The sequence below is a fragment of the Bradyrhizobium sp. 956_D2_N1_4 genome, from assembly GCF_052076025.1.
Classification (GTDB): domain Bacteria; phylum Pseudomonadota; class Alphaproteobacteria; order Rhizobiales; family Xanthobacteraceae; genus Bradyrhizobium; species Bradyrhizobium barranii.
This window is the reverse complement of sequence record NZ_CP197237.1, coordinates 7,068,186-7,085,606: the sequence shown is the minus strand read 5'-3', so window position 1 is coordinate 7,085,606 and position 17,421 is coordinate 7,068,186. Positions and strand designations below refer to the sequence as shown.

General features: G+C 64.7%; 16 protein-coding genes. 6 read left to right on the top strand and 10 right to left on the bottom strand.

What is annotated here, in order from left to right; genetic code table 11:
* Positions 1-655: 655 nt before the first annotated feature.
* Positions 656-901 carry a hypothetical protein gene (locus AB7535_RS33485; protein WP_439037473.1) on the top strand — a complete coding sequence of 82 codons (246 nt, stop codon included), beginning with the start codon at positions 656-658 and terminating at the stop codon, positions 899-901.
* A 442-nt stretch (positions 902-1,343) separates the two neighbouring features.
* Here the strand turns inward: AB7535_RS33485 and AB7535_RS33480 are convergent, their stop codons facing one another.
* The 3 genes from AB7535_RS33480 to AB7535_RS33470 all read right to left on the bottom strand — a co-directional run bounded on the left by AB7535_RS33480 (position 1,344) and on the right by AB7535_RS33470 (position 5,746).
* Complete coding sequence (locus tag AB7535_RS33480) at positions 1,344-4,268, bottom strand: autotransporter family protein (protein ID WP_439037472.1); 2,925 nt, start codon at positions 4,266-4,268, stop codon at positions 1,344-1,346.
* Positions 4,269-4,546: 278 nt separating this feature from the next.
* Complete coding sequence (gene radC, locus AB7535_RS33475) at positions 4,547-5,260, bottom strand: RadC family protein (RefSeq protein ID WP_439037471.1); 714 nt, start codon at positions 5,258-5,260, stop codon at positions 4,547-4,549.
* 99 nt (positions 5,261-5,359) lie between these two features.
* Complete coding sequence (locus AB7535_RS33470; protein WP_354265349.1) at positions 5,360-5,746, bottom strand: VOC family protein; 387 nt, start codon at positions 5,744-5,746, stop codon at positions 5,360-5,362.
* A gap of 417 nt (positions 5,747-6,163) precedes the next feature.
* Here AB7535_RS33470 and AB7535_RS33465 point away from each other — a divergent pair, with 417 nt between their 5' ends.
* Complete coding sequence (locus AB7535_RS33465; protein WP_354114217.1) at positions 6,164-6,604, top strand: antibiotic biosynthesis monooxygenase family protein; 441 nt, start codon at positions 6,164-6,166, stop codon at positions 6,602-6,604.
* Positions 6,605-6,654: 50 nt separating this feature from the next.
* Here AB7535_RS33465 and AB7535_RS33460 read toward each other — a convergent pair whose 3' ends face one another.
* Positions 6,655-7,593, bottom strand: coding sequence for a DMT family transporter (locus AB7535_RS33460; protein ID WP_354114218.1), 939 nt, complete (start codon positions 7,591-7,593; stop codon positions 6,655-6,657).
* Positions 7,594-7,726: 133 nt separating this feature from the next.
* Here AB7535_RS33460 and AB7535_RS33455 point away from each other — a divergent pair, with 133 nt between their 5' ends.
* From AB7535_RS33455 to AB7535_RS33445, 3 genes are all read left to right on the top strand, one after another.
* Entirely contained in the window at positions 7,727-8,323 is a 597-nt protein-coding gene (locus tag AB7535_RS33455) for a bifunctional transcriptional activator/DNA repair enzyme AdaA (protein ID WP_354114219.1), read from the top strand.
* 103 nt (positions 8,324-8,426) lie between these two features.
* The gene (locus AB7535_RS33450; RefSeq protein ID WP_354114220.1) at positions 8,427-8,993 is read left to right on the top strand and encodes a TetR/AcrR family transcriptional regulator; all 567 of its coding nucleotides are present in this window, start codon (positions 8,427-8,429) and stop codon (positions 8,991-8,993) included.
* Positions 8,994-9,042: 49 nt separating this feature from the next.
* Positions 9,043-9,765, top strand: a complete 723-nt coding sequence (locus AB7535_RS33445) for a 3-oxoacyl-ACP reductase family protein (protein ID WP_155795506.1) — start codon at positions 9,043-9,045, stop codon at positions 9,763-9,765.
* 73 nt (positions 9,766-9,838) lie between these two features.
* Here the strand turns inward: AB7535_RS33445 and map are convergent, their stop codons facing one another.
* Both map and AB7535_RS33435 read right to left on the bottom strand, forming a co-directional pair.
* The gene (gene map, locus AB7535_RS33440) at positions 9,839-10,657 is read right to left on the bottom strand and encodes a type I methionyl aminopeptidase (protein WP_354114221.1); all 819 of its coding nucleotides are present in this window, start codon (positions 10,655-10,657) and stop codon (positions 9,839-9,841) included.
* 107 nt (positions 10,658-10,764) lie between these two features.
* Positions 10,765-12,081 carry a mechanosensitive ion channel family protein gene (locus AB7535_RS33435; protein ID WP_354180828.1) on the bottom strand — a complete coding sequence of 439 codons (1,317 nt, stop codon included), beginning with the start codon at positions 12,079-12,081 and terminating at the stop codon, positions 10,765-10,767.
* Between the two features lie 210 nt (positions 12,082-12,291).
* Between AB7535_RS33435 and AB7535_RS33430 the strand changes: the two genes are divergently transcribed.
* Positions 12,292-14,085, top strand: a complete 1,794-nt coding sequence (locus AB7535_RS33430; protein WP_354114223.1) for a potassium/proton antiporter — start codon at positions 12,292-12,294, stop codon at positions 14,083-14,085.
* Between the two features lie 146 nt (positions 14,086-14,231).
* Here the strand turns inward: AB7535_RS33430 and modC are convergent, their stop codons facing one another.
* From modC to AB7535_RS33410, 4 genes are all read right to left on the bottom strand, one after another.
* Positions 14,232-14,894 carry a molybdenum ABC transporter ATP-binding protein gene (modC, locus tag AB7535_RS33425; protein WP_085402661.1) on the bottom strand — a complete coding sequence of 221 codons (663 nt, stop codon included), beginning with the start codon at positions 14,892-14,894 and terminating at the stop codon, positions 14,232-14,234.
* 2 nt (positions 14,895-14,896) lie between these two features.
* Entirely contained in the window at positions 14,897-15,592 is a 696-nt protein-coding gene (modB, locus tag AB7535_RS33420) for a molybdate ABC transporter permease subunit (RefSeq protein ID WP_028148288.1), read from the bottom strand.
* A gap of 13 nt (positions 15,593-15,605) precedes the next feature.
* Positions 15,606-16,391 carry a molybdate ABC transporter substrate-binding protein gene (modA, locus tag AB7535_RS33415; RefSeq protein WP_354114224.1) on the bottom strand — a complete coding sequence of 262 codons (786 nt, stop codon included), beginning with the start codon at positions 16,389-16,391 and terminating at the stop codon, positions 15,606-15,608.
* A gap of 193 nt (positions 16,392-16,584) precedes the next feature.
* Complete coding sequence (locus tag AB7535_RS33410; RefSeq protein WP_354114225.1) at positions 16,585-17,088, bottom strand: hypothetical protein; 504 nt, start codon at positions 17,086-17,088, stop codon at positions 16,585-16,587.
* Positions 17,089-17,421: the final 333 nt, after the last annotated feature.

Sequence of the window (17,421 nt, the reverse complement as noted above, 5' to 3'; positions counted from 1 at the left end):
AGTGGCGGACATTCTGCTTCGGCGTCGTGAGGTCCGAGACGGGCCAGAAGCGGAAGTCGCCGTAAACAGATCAGCGCAAGTGATGCTTCAGTCCGACGCGCACGATGCAGCCCGGAATTGTCGTCATTTGAGCTGCGCGCAACAATTAGCACGGCGCGGCTGCGGCTTTATCCGGTGGCAATATAGCCGCGCGCGCCTCGTCGAGATGCAGAAACAGCTATTTCTGATCCAGACGAACAGCGCTGAAATCCCGGAAGCGGATGGCAACGTCAGCAGTTCTGACGGAGCTAGAGATCGGGTTAGTGGCTTAGGCGACTGGCAGCACGAAGACCGCCGCCCGAGGCCAAGCTGAACGGTCTCAGAGAGCCGCTCCAAAGAGAGCCCCGACCTTACCAGCCGGGGCTCCAGGCCAGATCCGCGCGGCCGGGAGAGCAAGCCGCGCAATTTCGGAGTATGCCTGAGTCCATGCTGCCTCCTGTGATGGAAGTGCGGCGGTCCACAGGAAAGGCTGCTCAAAGCAATCCGCTTGCCACGAACCTGCAACGAGTGGCCGCCACCGCGTAACAAGTGAGGTGAACTCCAGAACGCCACTACCGCGCCACCAAATCGCCTAACGACTCAACGACGCATGTTGCATCGGGCCGGGGCGATGCGCATGGGTGGTGTAGTGATGCGCAATTGGTCCAATGTTTATGTGACTGCGTCCGTGAGCGGGCTGATGGTCACGATGCTTTTGCTTGGCGCGATCCTCGCTCGAAATGTCGGACTGGCGGAGAAGAAAGGCGACCGGGTCATCGCTGTGTCAGCGCACAGCGAGGCCCGCACCCAGACGACTTCTAAGAACGGTGGCGGAGCCACGGTAGATTTTGGTGTCGCGGACCTTAGAGGGTCGCTGCCGTAAGGAAGTGATCATCGGCCCGCCCTGCCGAGCTCGCTGAGAGACCTTTCGGCTGGCCAGTCATCTTGCCTAAAGCGCGATGAGATTGGGATGAATCGTCATCGCGCTTTAGGTTGTTGTTTGAGCATGATCTCCGCGCAAACGCGCTCCGCGTTTGTCGCGAGGGAAAACCGCTGCGCGCTTTTCCGGATCATGCTTTAGCCGAGGCGATCGGCGCGTTGTAGGCTGCCAATCCGGGTCATTCGTGACCAAGCGAAGACGGCCGCATGGAAGCGGCCTGCCTTGTGCGCTGGCCACTTCCGGTCTTCCTCGGTTCGCGGACATTCTCAAGGTCGGTCGGCATGTCTCAAACAGGGCCGCATCCGGACATGCAGTTTATACGGCAGGCCGCGGAATGCGGGCCTCGCTGCGCGTAGAGATCGCAAGCAGCTTGATGGAACCCTATTCACCAGCTGTAGCGTATGCCCGCGGTGCCTTTGGCGCCTTGCGGGCCCGCGTTGACCGTGCTGCCGACGTCGAATTGATAACCGAATTGAGCATAGACGCTATAGCTCTTGTCGAGCTTGCCGGTGAAGCCGACGAAGGTTTCGACCGTCTGCATCTTCTGCAGCAGCAGCACTTGATCGATGCCAAAAGTGGTGTCCGCTCCCGCGCCCCAGCTGCGCCAGTAATTGACGCCTGCATAAGGCTGCCAGAGCATCCCGTTGCTGCTCGTGGTATTCCACTGCCCGCGCAGGCCGAGCCGTCCGATCGGACCCGACGTCGTGCCCAGCCCGACCGGGCCCAGACCGTCATTGGCTTCGTCGAACGAGACCCGTTGCCAGATGATCTGGGCCTGCGGCTCGAGCACGAAGCCTGGGCCAAGCGGCATCGGGATTGGATAGCCCGTCTCCAGCGAAGCAACGAAGCCGGCGCCCGTGAGCGGCAATTGCGTGAATTGCGTCGTCGCGTTGCCGCGATAGAGCGTCCCCTGCAGGATCGCGTCGAGGTACCAGCCGGTCGGACCGTAGTGTGTCCAGTAGCCGCCGGCCGAGTAAGCCCGGATGTCGTTGGTCCCGGTGTGGGTGAGAATGTAGCCAGTGGCCGCCGGGTTTGTGACCAGCCCGGTCACGTCGGCCCGCGCCTGGGTATAGGCGAAGTAAAGTCCAGCAGAGTCGCGGTGACCGGGGATGGTGCTGCCGCGCCAGAGATCGATTCCGCCTTGGAAGCCCGCCAGCCAGCCATCGGTGCGCGGGTCGGCGAAGGCCTGGTAGTGGCCGTTGATCTGCTGACCGAAAACGCGCGCCCAGTCTGACCGGCCCCAGCCATCAGGGTCGGTACCCGCATTCAACAATGTCATTGTGTCGCCGACTCGCTGGTTGAGCGTACCAAGCGTGGCGAGGCCGATTTGCCGGGCCATAGGTTGAACGGACCCGTAGGTTGCAAGTCCAGGCCCGATGATTGGGTAGGAGCCGGGCGGCAGCCCGTCCGGAGGCGGATCGGGCGGCAGGATCGGCGGCGGGATAATCGGCGGGTCCGGGGGTGTCGGCCCCGAATCGAAAGTCGAGCGCAGGAACCAATCCTGGGGCGCATTGCCGTTAATGCCGCCGCGAAACAGGAAGTAATCATAAGCGCCGCCGCGCACCTCGCCGGCGAGCGAGAAAGCGCCGGGCGCCGTGGTGGCGTTGTTGACGGTCTGCACCAAAAGGATGCCGTTCGCAACAGTCTGATCGCCGGGACCGGTCGTGTTCAATACTCTTAGCGTTGTCGAGCCCGTCGCTGCGCCGCCGTTAATGACCAGCCTGTCGGATGGCGAAGTGTCGTTGCCGAGAAAAGTATTGAGCGTGATCAAGCCGCCTGCGCCCCCATAGTTATTCGCAATCAGCGTCTTGTAGCTCGACAGTTGTGTGGGGTCCGCGGTCGGCGGGGTGAAGATGATCTCACTGCTGTTGTTGGTCAGGTTGGTTGCGTTCGAATTGCCCGTCATCGTCCAGACGGTATTCTGCGCAAGGGTGACTGTGCTGATGCCGCCGGCCGCCGTCGTGATCACCCCTCGCAAGGTCGATGCCTGTGCGTTGAACGTCGTGCTGGCTCCAGACACCGTTTCGAGCAGGGTGTTGTTATTTGTTGCTGCGACGGCATTACTAAGACTGATGTTGGCCGCGCCGCCCTGCACCGAGAAGGAGGCGGCGCTGGCCACGATGGTGGCGTTGCTGTACTGCAACGTGTTTCCGCTACCGTTGAACAGAAAGCCGAAGCCGCCATTTCCTGACGCGGTCACGTCGGTTCCGGTCATGGTTACGTTGCCGCCGTTCTGCAGCAGCCCGCCCGCGCCGTTGACGACGGACACCGAGCCACCACTCGTCGTAACGGTGCCGCCAGTCGTCGCATTCACTCCAGCGTTTCCACCGCCTCCCGTCACGCTGACGACCACATCGTTTGCGGTAACCAGGCTGTTCGCCCCCGTCGCCCGAAGTCCTATCTCCCCGCCGCCAATGCCCGGAACGGTAACGGAGCCGCGCGTCAACGTCACCTGGCCCCCGGACGCGGCGTTCACACCGACATCACCACCGCCATTACCTAACGACAAGCTCAGATCGGTCGCCGTGATCGAACTGTTGGTCCCTGTTGCCGATAAGCCGGTATTCCCGCCGCCTCCGGCGAACGTGATGCTGCTGCCGCTCGCAAGCTGGATACTCCCCCCGTTCTGCGCCGTAGCCGCGGTCATGCCGCCCGAAGCACCCATGTTCACGGAAAGACCATTGGCGATGATTTGGCTTGTCGCACCGTCGGCGGTCATCAACTTGCCGAAGCCACCGCTGAGATTGATCGACGAGCCAAGTGTGAATTGAATCAGACCTCCCGCCGTGGCCTGCACTACCCCGCCCACCCCGACCGCGGCGCCGCCGTTCCAATTCACGGTCGTGCTATTCGCGATGATCGTGCCGGTGGTGGCGATCATGGCCGCGCCGCCGCCGCCAGAATTCGCCAGGGTGATCGCATTAATGATGATCGTGCCGCCAGTGTTCGCAATCAGGCCAGTGCTGGCGGCGGTTACATTTGCGTTTGCGGTGACCGTGGCGTTGGTGGTGGCCTGGATTCCTGTTCCACCACCATTGGCCGTCACCGTGCCATTGGTCGTCACGTTTGCGCCGTTCAACGCGCTGACCGCGATGTTGAAACCGGTGCTCACCGGATTATTGGCTACGCAGGTTCCGCCGTTCTGAAGGATGCCGCCGTTGACAGGATCAGTTGTACATTGAGCGCGGGCCGCTTGCGGTGCGCCGATGATAATCACGCAAGGCAGAACAACGGAAAGCACCCGTGCTCGCAGAGGGTGCCGACGCGGCGCCTGACCGGCAAGTAATCGCAAAGGCTTGCGCAGTTCCATTTTGTTGCGCCCGATCACACGCGATCACGAAAGGCAACGAGCACCAGAATTGTTGTGCGAAGACGCCGCATCTGTGGCGATCGCGGCAGCAATCCATTATCCCGACCGCTGTCGCTTACGAGTCACGCATGGGACAACAATGCTGATCCAACGGATCCACGCCGTGCTCTCTGGACAACCTCGAGTTGCCAGCGAGACTGATGACTGCTCTGGGGCAATCGCGTCGTTTTGCGAGGTTCGCGGTAAGGTCCGCTTTAGCCCCCAAGAGGCGACGTCGTTTAGATCAGCTTCAGTCCCTTCAGACTGGCGTGACCTTGTTTGCCGACGATGATGTGGTCGTGCACGGCGATACCGAGCGGTTTTGCGATGTCGATGATGGCCTTGGTCATCTGGATGTCGGCCTGCGAGGGCGAGGGATCGCCTGAGGGGTGGTTGTGCACCAGGATCAACGCGGTCGCCGACAGCTCCAGCGCGCGCTTGATCACCTCGCGCGGATAGACCGGGGTGTGGTCGACGGTGCCGGTCTGCTGCACCTCGTCGGCGATGAGCTGGTTGCGCTTGTCGAGGAAGAGCAGGCGGAATTGCTCCTTGTCTGAAAACGCCATGCTGGAGCGGCAATAGTCGATCACTTCGTTCCAGGACGACAGCGCGTTGCGGCTGTTGACCTCGCCCTTGGCGACGCGATGCGTTGCCGCCGCGATCAGCTTGAGCTGGTGGATCGCGGCTTCGCCGATGCCGTCGACCTCGCGCAGCCGCGCCACCGGCGCGTGCACGACCTCGGCGAACGAGCCAAAGGTCTTGATCAGCGTCTTTGCCAGCGGCTTGGTGTCGCGCCGCGGCAGCGCCGGAAACAGCGCCATCTCCAACAGCTCGTAGTCGCTGAGCGCATCCGCGCCCGCGCTGTAGAAGCGCTCGCGCAGCCGCTCGCGATGGCCGTGATAGTGCGGCGCGTCCTCGGGCTTGGCCTTGTCGTGGTCGGTCTTGGCGGGCATCAGGCCTAACCATGCCGTACGGCGCGCGTTTTGCAACCGGGAAGTGTCCGGCCCCAGCGGCTCGCTCATTGGCGCGGCCACCGGGGGCTCGTCGTCCGCCTACGGCGAAAGCCCTCCCGGCGGGGTGCATACCTCGGTCAGGACATTGCCCGGCGCGGTGACATAGAAGTGCGGGACGCGCGCGCCGCCGCCACGGTCCATGAAGGCGATCCTGCTCGGGTTCAGGCCCGCGGCCGACAACTCGGTGTGCTTGGCTTCCACCTCGGCGGCCTCGTCGTAGTAGAAGCCGATATGGAAATTGGCGGGATAGTCGGCCGGCTCGCCCGTCCTGCCGCGCATCACGGTCAGGACGAAATCTTCCTTGTTGCGCAGGACGACGAGCGCTTCGCCGCGCGAGGCATAGGGTGCAAAGCCGAAGAAGCGCTCGAAGAAGGCGGCAAGCGCGGTGACGTCCGAGGTCACGAGGTTGAGATGTTGCAGTCGCATAGGTGCTCTCCGTTCAGGTGAAGGAACGGACGGAACGAGATTCCACACTGAGCGGCGGCCGAGTTGACACGACGACATGACCCGCCGAGCAGCGTGACGATCGCGTCACTCTGTCCGGCCGTGGGTCCTACCGTGGAGACGGTGGCAGAATTCCTGGCAAGTCAGGAACAGGCCGGGCTTACCAATCCGGCCATGCCTTTTTCGGCGCGCTCCGGGTAGCAGAGTTCGCGCACATCGGCAACGCCGGGAGCCGGTCAGGATGTTGCCGGCCCGGATTCCCGGCGCCGTCTACGCTCGGCGCGACTGAGCCGTCGGAAAAAAAATTCACACCAGCTGTCTTCGTTCTCCTGCCTCGTTCGTCTCAGCGCTGTTGGCCGGTCGAGTGGCCGGCCGATCTTCCGCAACAGGAGAATATCAATGTCCCGGACCAGACCTGAGCCGTCGCGTCGTGCCTTCGTTGCCACCGGCATCGGAGCCGGTGTCTTGCTCGCCGCGCAATCGGCGCCGTCCCGCGGCCAGAACAGGAGCTCGAAAATGGAAGCGACCATTCGCACCGGTAGCGACGTCACGACCCTCGTCAACGTCTTCACGGTCGAGCCGGACAACCAGCAAAAGCTGGTTCAGTTGCTGAAGGAGGGCACCGAGACCTTCTTCAGCAAGCAGCCCGGGTTCATCTCGTCCAGCGTCCACGCCAGCAAGGAGGGCCGGCGCGCGATCAACTACTCGCAATGGGCAAGCGCGGGGGACATCGAGAATTTTCGCCGGGATCCGCGATTTGCGCCGTACATCCAGAGCCTTGCGGCGCTGTCGAAGGCCGAGACGATCCTGTGCGAGGTCGTCGAGGTCAATCACGCCTGATCGGTAACGGCGGTTCGGGGGCGGTCCAAGAGACCGCCCCGCGGACGCTCTCACTGTTCGAGACCACGCTGCCGCGCCGGCAGGGGCATCGTGATGGCGATGACCCCGGCGAGAATGAGCGTCATGCCTGCAAGGGCCGACCAGGTGAAGCGTTCGCCAAGCCATGCCGTGCCGAGCGCCACCGCGAAGCCGGCGCGCAGATAGCTGCCGCTGGTCGTGCCGAGTGGGCCGAGCGTGCGGATCAGGCGGAAATAGATCACCATCGCGAGCGCCGTGCAGACCACCGCGAGGCTGACGACGGCCGCGACCGCGTGCGAAGTCGGTGCCAGTGTCCAGGGTCGCTCGAGGACGAGTGCGGCAGGGACCATGAGGATCGCGGCACAGCTCATGGCGCCGGCCGCCGTGACGGTGGCGGGAAAGCCGGAGAACCGCTGCCCCCATATCGGTGCGAGCGCGTAGCAGAGGCTTGCGCCGAGCACGGCGGCCTGCGCCAGCGGGGCCGTCGTGCCCAAGGCGGACAGCGCATCGATGCCGATCGTCACCGCGACGCCCGCAAGACCGAGCGCGACTCCGATGATCTTCCAGCTGCTGATCGCCCGCCGCCCTCGTCCGGTCATCATCGCGATCGCGAGCACGAACATCGGCGGGGTCGCATTGAGCACGCCGGCGAGACCGCTTGCGATATGCAGCTCGCCCCAGCTGATCAGGGTAAACGGCAGCGCGCTCTGTAGCAGCCCCTGCACGAAGAAAGCCGCCCACACCGGTCCCCGGGCGGGAAGAGCGTGCCCCTGAGCGCGAGCGATCGCGATCAGGAGAATGGCCGCGATCGTCACGCGCGCGGCGACCATCGTGAACGGCGGGATCGTCGGGATTGCGACCTTGATCAGCGTGAACGAGCTGCCCCAGATTAGTGAGAGGAGGAGCAGGAGCCCGATCTCGAACGTGAGCGTGGTTTGTCCTGACGTCGTTTGTTGCGCCTGCGTGTGCATTGCGAATCTGCTCCGGGATGGACCGGGACCATGATCCGGCGTGGTGGCGCAGGCTGGCTGGATTCGGACCTCATCGCCCGATCGAGTCCGATTCCAGCTACTCGGCGGGCTGCGATGAAACTATTCTTCCGCCATGGCAACAGGCTCGGCACATCGGCAAACGCTGCCGCCGCATCTCGACTGGGACACCTGCGATCGGGCGCGGCTGGCGCGGGCACGCGCGTTCGACGGGCTGTTCTTCTCCGGCGTTCGCTCGACGAGGATCTACTGCCGGCCGGTCTGCCCGGTTCGCCCCGCTCGCTCCGAGAACGTCACCTTTTATGCGACCGCCGCTGCCGCCGAGCGCGCCGGCTTTCGCCCGTGCCTGCGCTGCCGGCCGGAAACCGCGCCCGGATCGCCGGCCTGGATGGGAACGGCCACCACCGTCGCGCGCGGGATGCGCCTGATCAATGACGGATTCCTGGATCGCGCGTCGATGATGGACCTTGCGGAAGTCCTGGGAGTCGGGCCGCGCCATCTGCTCCGCCTGTTCATGCGCCACGCCGGTGCGAGCCCGAGCGAGATCGCCACGACCCGCCGTGTGCAGGAAGCCAAGCGTCTGATCGACCAGACCAGCATGACATTGGCGGAGATCGCCTTCGCCGCCGGTTTCGGCAGCGTTCGCCGCTTCAACGATGCCTTTGCTGCGACCTACAAGCGGCCGCCGTCGTCATTCCGGCGTCGCCACTAGGCCGCCGAGCCAGGCATCACCCGATCTGCTTCCCGCCATGTCGCGGGCAACGCCGCCGCATTTGATAATTGACTATTCGTTCCAGAATAACTATTGTCGTGTCATGGCAAGGACCAAGGAATTCGATCAGGACGAGGCGCTCGATGCCGCGATCGGTGCGTTTCGCGAGCACGGTTTCGAGGGAACCTCGACGCCGATGCTTGTTGACGCCATGGGGATCGGGCGCCAGAGCATCTACGATACGTTTGGCGACAAATGGCAACTCTATTGCGCCGCGGTGCGCCGCTACGCGGCCAGCGAGGTCGAAGCCCATCTTGCCGCGCTGCGGGCGCCGCCGCGCGCGATTGACGGCCTCAGGGCGATGATCGACCGCGTCGTTCGCGAGGCGAACGAGGCTTGCCTGGGCATCGGCTCGATCAGCGAGTTCGGCCGCTCGCGGGATGACCTCACCAGCATCCATGCGGCGTCAGGCCGCGCGCTCCAGGGCGCCGTTTCGAAACGCTTGCGCGAAGCGCAGGCCGACGGCGACGTGGCGCGGGATCTCGACGCCGACGACGCAGCCGAGTTTCTGCTGGCGAATGTTGCCGGTATTCGAATCGCCGCGCGCGGTGGCGCCAGGCCGCGCCAATTACGGGCGCTCGGCGCCATCGCATTGCGCGCCCTCGGGTAATTTTTTTTGGTCAAATCTGGAACGATCGTTCAAAATAAGGAGAGAGAAAATGAGCAGCAAAGTCGCGTTGGTGTTTGGTGGAGCGCGCGGCATTGGCGCCGCGATCGCGGTCCGTCTCGCACGGGACGGGTTCGATATCGCGCTAACCTACGTGTCGCGACCGGACAGCGCCGCCGAAATCGTGGCCGCGATCGAGAACGCTGGCCGCAAGGCCGTCGCGATCAAGGCCGATAGCGCCGATCCCGCCGCGATCCGCGCGGCCGTCGCCGAGACCGTGAGCCGGCTTGGGGTGCTTGATGCGGTCGTCGTCAACGCGGGCATTCTCCGCCTCGGTCCCGTCGAGCAGTTCAGCCTGGAAGACCTCGACCTCATTCTCGATGTGAATATCCGCGGCGTCTTTCTGGCCATCCAGGCGGCAGCCGGGCAGATGCGTGACGGCGGCCGCATCATCACGATCGGGAGCAACACGGCGATCCGGACAGGGACGCCGGGAGGCAGCGTCTATGCCATGACCAAGGCCGCCGTTGCCTCCTTGGTCCGCGGCGTTGCGCTCGACTTGGCGCCTCGCCGGATCACGGTCAACAACGTCCAGCCGGGCCCGACCGAGACCGACATGACGGCCACGATGGTGTCGCGGCTGAAAGAGATCGTTCCGTTGAAGCGCGTCGGTGAGCCCGGCGAGATCGCCGCGCTGGTGTCATATGTGGCGGGCCCGGAATCCGGCTATATGACCGGCGCCAGCCTCACCATCGATGGTGGCTACGTGCTGTAAGAGGTCCGCCTCTGACGACGGATCGTCGCCGGCGAACAGGATGGCAGGATCGCATCGCGGTCCTGCCGGGCCATCACCCGATCTGCTTCTCGCCGTGCTGCTTCGACAGCGTGAAGATCTCGACGCCCGTCGCGGTCACGCCGACGGAGTGTTCGAACTGCGCCGACAGCGAGCGGTCGCGGGTCACCGCGGTCCAGCCGTCGGAGAGGATCTTCACGTGCGGTTTGCCGAGATTGATCATCGGCTCGATGGTGAAGAACATGCCGGGCTTGAGCTGAACGCCTTCGCCGGGCCGGCCGATATGGATGATGTTCGGCTCGTCGTGGAACATGCGCCCGAGGCCATGGCCGCAGAAATCGCGCACCACGCTCATGCCCTGCGGCTCGACGAAGCTCTGGATGGCGTGGCCGATGTCGCCGGTGGTGGCCCCCGGCTTGACCGCGGCGATGCCGCGCATCATCGCCTCATACGTCACCTCGATCAGCCGCTCGGCCTTGCGGGCGATCGGGCCGACCGCATACATCCGGCTGGAATCGCCGTACCAGCCGTCGACGATGAAGGTGACGTCGATGTTGACGATGTCGCCTTCCTTCAATGGACGGTCACCGGGCATGCCGTGGCAGACCACGTGGTTGAGCGAGGTGCAGGTCGAGTAGCGGTAGCCGCGATACATCAGCGTCGCCGGATAGGCGCCGTGGCTGAAGGCGAAGTCGCGGACGAACTGGTCGATGCGCTCGGTCGGCACGCCGGGCCCGACGATGTCGGTGAGCTCGTCGAGGCACTTCGCCACCAGCGCGCCCGCCTTGTGCATGCCGGCAAAGGCGCTCGGCCCGTGCAGCTTGATCTGTCCGGTCTTGCGCAGGGAGGTATCGGAGGCTTCGACGTAGCTCATGCGGGGCTGGTCTCGATGTCGGCGGAAGGGCTTGATTTCAAGGCCATAATCTAATGATCACGGGCCTTCATGCAAGTCAGGCGTGGCTCTTGCGCCCGAAACAGGGCCTAATTCGGGACTTCTACGGTGGTTTCCACCGGCAGGGCGCCGCCCCGGACGCGAATCTCGCGGACGGGATAGGGAACCCGGATGCCCTCGCGCTTGAAGGCCTCCCACAGCGCCAGCATCACGTCGCTCTTGACGCCATCCATGCCGTCGGGGTCCGCGATCCAGAAGGTCAGCGAGAACTTCATCCCGGCTTCCGCGAACTCGGTCAGGATGCTGTTCGGCGGCTTGCCCTTCTGCGCGCGGGGATGGGCGGCCGCGGTCTCCGCGGCGAGCTTGCAGACCAGCCGCGGGTCGGCGTCGTAATTGGTGCCGAAGGCGATCTTCACCAGCGTGTTCTTGTCGGTATAGGTCCAGTTGACGACCTTCTGCGTCACCAGGTCCTCGTTCGGCACCAGGAATTCGCGGCCGTCGCCGGCGGCGACGGAAATATAGCGCGTCTTCATCGCGCTGATGCGCCCGGTATTGTCGCCGATGGTGACGAGGTCGCCCGGCTTCACCGACTTGTCCGCAAGCAGGATGATGCCCGAGATGAAGTTGGCGACGATCTTCTGTAGGCCGATACCGATGCCGACGCCGACCGCGCCGGAGAACACCGCGAGCGCCGAGAGATCGATACCGACCGCGCCGAGGGCAATGACGATTGCGATGGCCAGCAGCCCGATCCGGATGATCTTGACCAGCAGCACCTGCACCGACGGGGTCAGATCGGTGGTCGAGTTGATCCGGCTCTCGGCGAAATTGCTGGCGATGTTGGTGGCCCAGAGCGCGATGAGCAGGAGCGCGCCGGCCTTGATCACCAGCAGCGGCGTCAGCCGCAGGCCGCCGAGCACGATCGCAAAGGAATCGAGCAGGTCGACCGTCGTGTCGAGCTGTCCGATGATGGACAGCGCCGCGACGAACCACGCCGAGATCGACACCAGCTTGACGATGAAGGCGTTGCGCAGCACCGAGGTCACGAGCCGGATCGCAAGCCAGGCCAGTCCCAGCTTGGCGGCGACCATCAGGAGATAGCTGCGGCTCGGCCAGGTCGCGTGATACATCACCACGCGGGAGAGGATCACCATCAGGGTGAACACCGCCGTCGAGGCGCTCGAGACCATCACCCGGGCGAAGTGCCGGAGCGGCAGCGGCCAGTGTATCGCCAGCGTTGTCATGTCGATGCGGTTGCGAACCCCGGCTTCCGCGGCATAGGCGATGCCGGCCGCGGCCAGGATCAGGCCGAATTGCAGGTAGAACCAGGGCGAGGAGATTTCCGCCCCGACGCTGCGCGCGGTGGTCTGCACGAACTCCATGAAGTCTTTGAGGTCCATGTCCATCGGTCTCGTCGGCAAGCAGGCGGGAGGATTTGATTCGAGGGCGGCGCAGAATTCCACAAAGGGCGCCGCCGGGCCATCGATACACCGCTAAGTGAAGCGCGTTAAGGCCGCAAAATACGGGCAGATTGCCGCGAGTGGGAGAAAATGGGTTGGCGTGGGAGTCTGCCGACGATAAGGATGCAATTCCAGCGATTTGTACCCGGAAGGTGGATGGCTTCCCTCGACTCTGTCAGCCTCGCCATATTGCTCGGCGCCGTCCTCGTCATGGCCGGTATCCTGTCGAGCCTGCTTGCTCTGCGCTTCGGCGCGCCCCTGCTGCTCGTCTTCCTTGCCATCGGCATGCTCGCAGGCGATTCCGGTCCCGGGCAGCTTCAGTTCGACGATGTCCGCACCACCTATCTGGTCGGCTCGGTGGCGCTCGCCCTGATCCTGTTCGACGGCGGCCTGAAGACGCGCTTTGCCAGCATCCGCACCGTGCTCGCGCCCTCCGTCGTGCTCGCGACCGTCGGGGTGCTTCTGACCGCGCTGATCACGGCGCCGTTCGCCAAATACGCGCTCGACCTCAACTGGACGGAAGCGCTGCTGGTCGGTGCCGTCGTGGCCTCGACCGACGCGGCCGCGGTGTTCCTGCTGGTGCACACCCAGGGCCTGCGCCTGCGTCCGCGCGTCGGCGCGACGCTGGAGGCCGAATCCGGCACCAACGATCCCTTCGCGATCTTCCTCACCCTGATGCTGGTCGAATACATCTCGCTGGGATCGAGCTCGGCGGGCCATGTGGCGATGGAGTTCATCCAGGAGGCGGTGCTGGGCGCCGTCGTCGGCTTCCTCGGGGGTCGTCTCGTCGTCGTCGCGCTCAACCGGGTTGCGCTGCCGCAGGGATTGCATGCGCCGTTTGTCACGACCGCGGCGCTCGTGATCTTCGGCGGCTCGCAGATCATGCACGCCTCCGGATTCCTCGCGGTCTATCTCGCCGGCATCATCATCGGCAACCGCCCGACCCGCGCGCATAATTCGGTTGTGGCGTTCCTGGATGCCGCGACCTGGCTGGCGCAGATCGTGATGTTCGTGCTGCTGGGCCTGCTGGTTTCGCCGAGCCGGCTCGGCACGAGCGTGCTGCCGGCGGTCGGGGTTGCGTTCGTCCTGATGCTGGTCGCGCGGCCGATCGCGGTGTTCGTGTGCCTGGCGCCGTTCCGCTTCAACTGGCGCGAAAAGATCTTCATCGCCTGGACCGGCCTGCGCGGTGCCGTCGCGATCTTCCTGGCGTCGATCCCGATGCTGGTCGGCCTGTCGAAGGCCTATCTCTATTTCGACGTCGCCTTCGTCGTCGTCATCATCTCGCTGCTGCTGCAAGGCTGGACGCTGGCGCCGGCAGCGCGCAAGCTGCACGTGGCGCTGCCGCGCGCCGAGCGTGGTCCACGCCGCGTCGAGCTGGATCTGCCCGGCCAGCTCGAGCAGCAACTCGTCGGCTATCCGGTGCGGCCCAAGAGCCTGTATTTCCGCCGCGGTCTGATCCCGTCCTGGTCCAAGCCGACGCTGGTCATCCGCAATGAGAGCATTTTGACCCCGACAGAAGCCGATCCGATCGCGCCCGGCGACTACATCTATCTGCTGGCCCCGCCGGAAAAGGCCGAGTCGCTCGACCGCTTCTTCGTCGACATGCAGCCGAGTTCGGCGCCGGATCCGCATTTGCTCGGCGACTTCATGGTCTCCGGCGAGCACACGCTGGCCGAGCTTGCCGAGATCTACGGCGTCAAGGTCGGCGAGGATGACGGCAAGCTGACCCTCGCCGACTATTTCGACGTCCATCTCGACCGCGCGCCGAAGGAGGGCGCCGAGCTGCCGCTGGACGAGATCGTGCTGGTTGCGCGCAGCATCTCCGGCGGCCGCGTCAACGTCGTCGGCCTGCGTCTGCCGGAGGACGAGGAAACGCCCGCGCCGCTGACGCGCCGGCAGGCGCTGCGGCGCAAGCTCGCGGATTTGTGGACGTCGGTGGCGGGGGTTTAGCGCCGCGCTCTCCGTTTTCAGTTTGGCGGGACGGAGCGGCCGCAAGCTCGTCATTGCGAGCGCAGCGAAGCAATCCAGTCTGCCTCCGCGAAAAGACACTGGATTGCTTCGCTACGCTCGCAATGACGGGGAGGGGCCTCAACCCCTCACGTCAGCACCTTCACCCCGCCGAACGACGTCACCCGGCCCTGCTTCAGCATCACGATCTGCGTCGCGAGCTGGCGCAATTCTGCGACGTCGTGGCTGACATAGACCATGGGAACATTGGCTTCATCGCGCAGCCGCACCAGATACGGCAGGATCTCCAGCTTGCGGCCCTCGTCGAGCGCGCCGAGCGGTTCGTCGAGCAGCAGCAGGCGCGGCCTCGACAGCAGCGCGCGCCCGAGCGCGACGCGCTGGCGTTCGCCGCCGGAGAGTTTTCCCGGGCGGCGGTCGAGCAGCGCGCCGATGTCGAGCAGCTCGATGATGCGCTTGTGCTGGGCAGGATCGGGCGTGAGGCCGTTCATCCGCCTTCCATAGTCTAGATTCTGCGCGACGTTGAGATGCGGAAACAGCCGCGCGTCCTGGAATACATAGCCGATGCGGCGGCGATAGGTCGGCACATGGATGCCGGCCGCGGTGTCGTCGACGGTCTCGCCGTCGATCACGATGGTGCCGCGGTCGGGCCGCAGCAGGCCTGCGATCATGTTGACCAGCGAGCTCTTGCCGGCGCCCGACGCGCCGAACAGGCCGATGACGCGACCTTCGCTGGTGAAGGTTGCGGAGAGCGAGAATTCGCCGAGTTGTTTTTCGATGTCGACGCGCAGCATGGTCAGTTCCCGTGCAAACGCTGTGTGGCGCGGCGGGCGAACCATTCGGCGGCGATCAGCGCGCCGAGCGCGAGCACGATCGAGATGATCACGAGTCGTCCCGCAGCCGCGTCGCCATCGGGCGTCTGGATCAGCGAGTAGATCGCCGAGGAAATTGTCTGGGTTTCGCCGGGAATGTTGGAGACGAAGGTGATGGTCGCGCCGAACTCGCCGATCGCCTTGGCAAAGCCCAGCACCATGCCGGCGAGCACGCCGGGCAACGCCAGAGGCAGCGTCACCGTGAAGAACACTTTCCAGGGCGCCGCTCCGAGCGTCTCAGCCGCCTGCTCGAGCCGGCGATCGATCGCCTCGATCGACAGCCGCATTGGGCGCACCAGCAGCGGAAACGACATCAGGCCGCAGGCGAGCGCCGCCCCGGTCCAGCGAAACGCGAAGACGATACCGAGATAGTCGGCCAGAAATCCGCCGACGAGTCCCTTGCGACCGAAGGTGAGGAGCAGGAGATAGCCCGTAACGACAGGCGGCAGCACCAGCGGCAGATGCACGAGCGCATCGAGCACCGATTTGCCCCAGAAGTCATGGCGGGCAAGCAGCCATGCCAGCGCAATGCCGAACGGCGTTGCGACCAGCGTGGCGATGACGGCGACCCTGAGCGAGAGCAGGATCGCCGTCCATTCGGCGGGAGAGATCTCGAGCATCAAGTCGTAGATATCAAGTCGTCGGGCTGATCAGGAACTTGAAGCCGTATTTTTCCAGAATGGTCTTGGCTGTGGTCGAGCGCAGGAAGGCGAGATAGTCGTTGGTCTCGGCCTTTGCGGTGGTCGTTGCTGCAACCGGATAGATGATCGCGGGATGGGAGTCCGCCGGGAAGGTGCCGACGACCTTCACGCCGGGCTCGACCTTGGCGTCGGTCGAATAGACGATGCCGAGATTGGCCTCACCACGCGCCACCAGCGTCAGCGCGGCGCGCACGCTCTCCGCCATGGCGAATTTCGGCTCGGCCGCCTGCCAGGCGCCCAGCTTCTCGAGCGCCGCCTTGGCGTATTTGCCGACCGGCACCGACTTGACGTCGCCGGTCGCGATCTTGCCGTCACCGGCGAGCTTGGCGAGGTCGAAACCCTGCGCGATCGTGACGTTGTCGATCTTGGAGTCCTTCGGCGCGATCAGCACGATGCTGTTGCCGAGCAGATTGACGCGGGTCGGTTCGTTGATGGTCTTCTTCGAGATCGCGTAGTCCATCCAGTCGGTGTCGGCGGAGACGAACACGTCGGCCGGCGCGCCCTGCTCGATCTGCTTGGCAAGCACCGAGCTTGCGGCATAGCTGACGCTGAACTTGACGCCGGTCTTGGCGGTGTAGGCGGCGTCGATCTCGTCGAGCGCGTTCTTCATCGAGGCCGCGGCGAACACGGTGATGGTCTTGTCCTCGGCGGCGGCAGGCGAGAGGGCCGCGCCTGCGAGGAGGACGAAAGCGGTGAAAAGTCCGGCAATACGAATCATGGAATGCGCTCCGTGCGAGTTCGCGCGCGCGAATGCACGCGCAAATCTGGCGTTGGGTGGGTTGGCGTGCGACGGGCGGAAGCGCTGTTCCACGTGTCCCCGCAACGGCTTACGGCCGGCGGGGATATCGCACGTGCGAAGATAGCAGGCTAAGCCTTCAGGTCAAAGGCGGCCGTTTGTCCGACCAGGCGACTTATTGTGCCGGCAGGATCGCGATCGACAGCGAATTGTCCTTGGCGCCGCTGACCTGGAGCACGAAAGGTTGCGCCGACAGCTCGTATTTCATGGTCTTGCGGATGCCGTCGCAATCGGTCGCGCCGCTGAAGGCCACGGGCTTGAGGAAATGCCCGTCCTGGACCACGTCCACCCAGGCCCCGCTGGACAGGCTGACGGTGTAGAGCCCGGCCTTCGGCGCCTTGATGCTGGTGAAGCCCGCGAAGGTGCCGTCCTTCGGCGCCCTTTCCGGCGGTGTCGGCAGCTTCGCGTCCGCGGGGGCAACCAGCCCCAGCGTGATGGCCGACGACGGCAGCGCCGCCTGTTCGCTTCCCGTGGCGAGCCTGGCACGGTCCGGCGCGGTGAGCGCGGCGCGCTCACGCTCGATCGGCCATTTGAACTTGTCGCAGCCGCTGGGCTCTTCGGCAGCCAGAGCGGAGGTCGCGCTGAGCGAGAGCACGGCGAGGAAGGTGAGGACGCGCATGTCAAATCTCATCGTTGGCCACGCGAACGATGCGGGGCTTGCGGTCATTGCTGAAAGGCGGGATGCGCGTCCCGACAGGGCCGCTCGGCTTACGGCAGAGCGGCAAGGCGATCCTAGCGCATTTCAGAGGATGGGAGCCAGTCATGACTCTGTCATCCCGGACAAGCGCAGCGAAGCGGAGCGCAGATCCGGGATTCACAGCCCCAGGGAGGAATTTGACGAAGACTCGGAGTTACCGCTTCGCTCAACCACCGCTCCCTGTGGCTATGGGTCCCGGGCTCGCTTCGCGCCCCGGGACGACAGCGGTTGGCGAGACGGCAGCTTGCCCAGCCA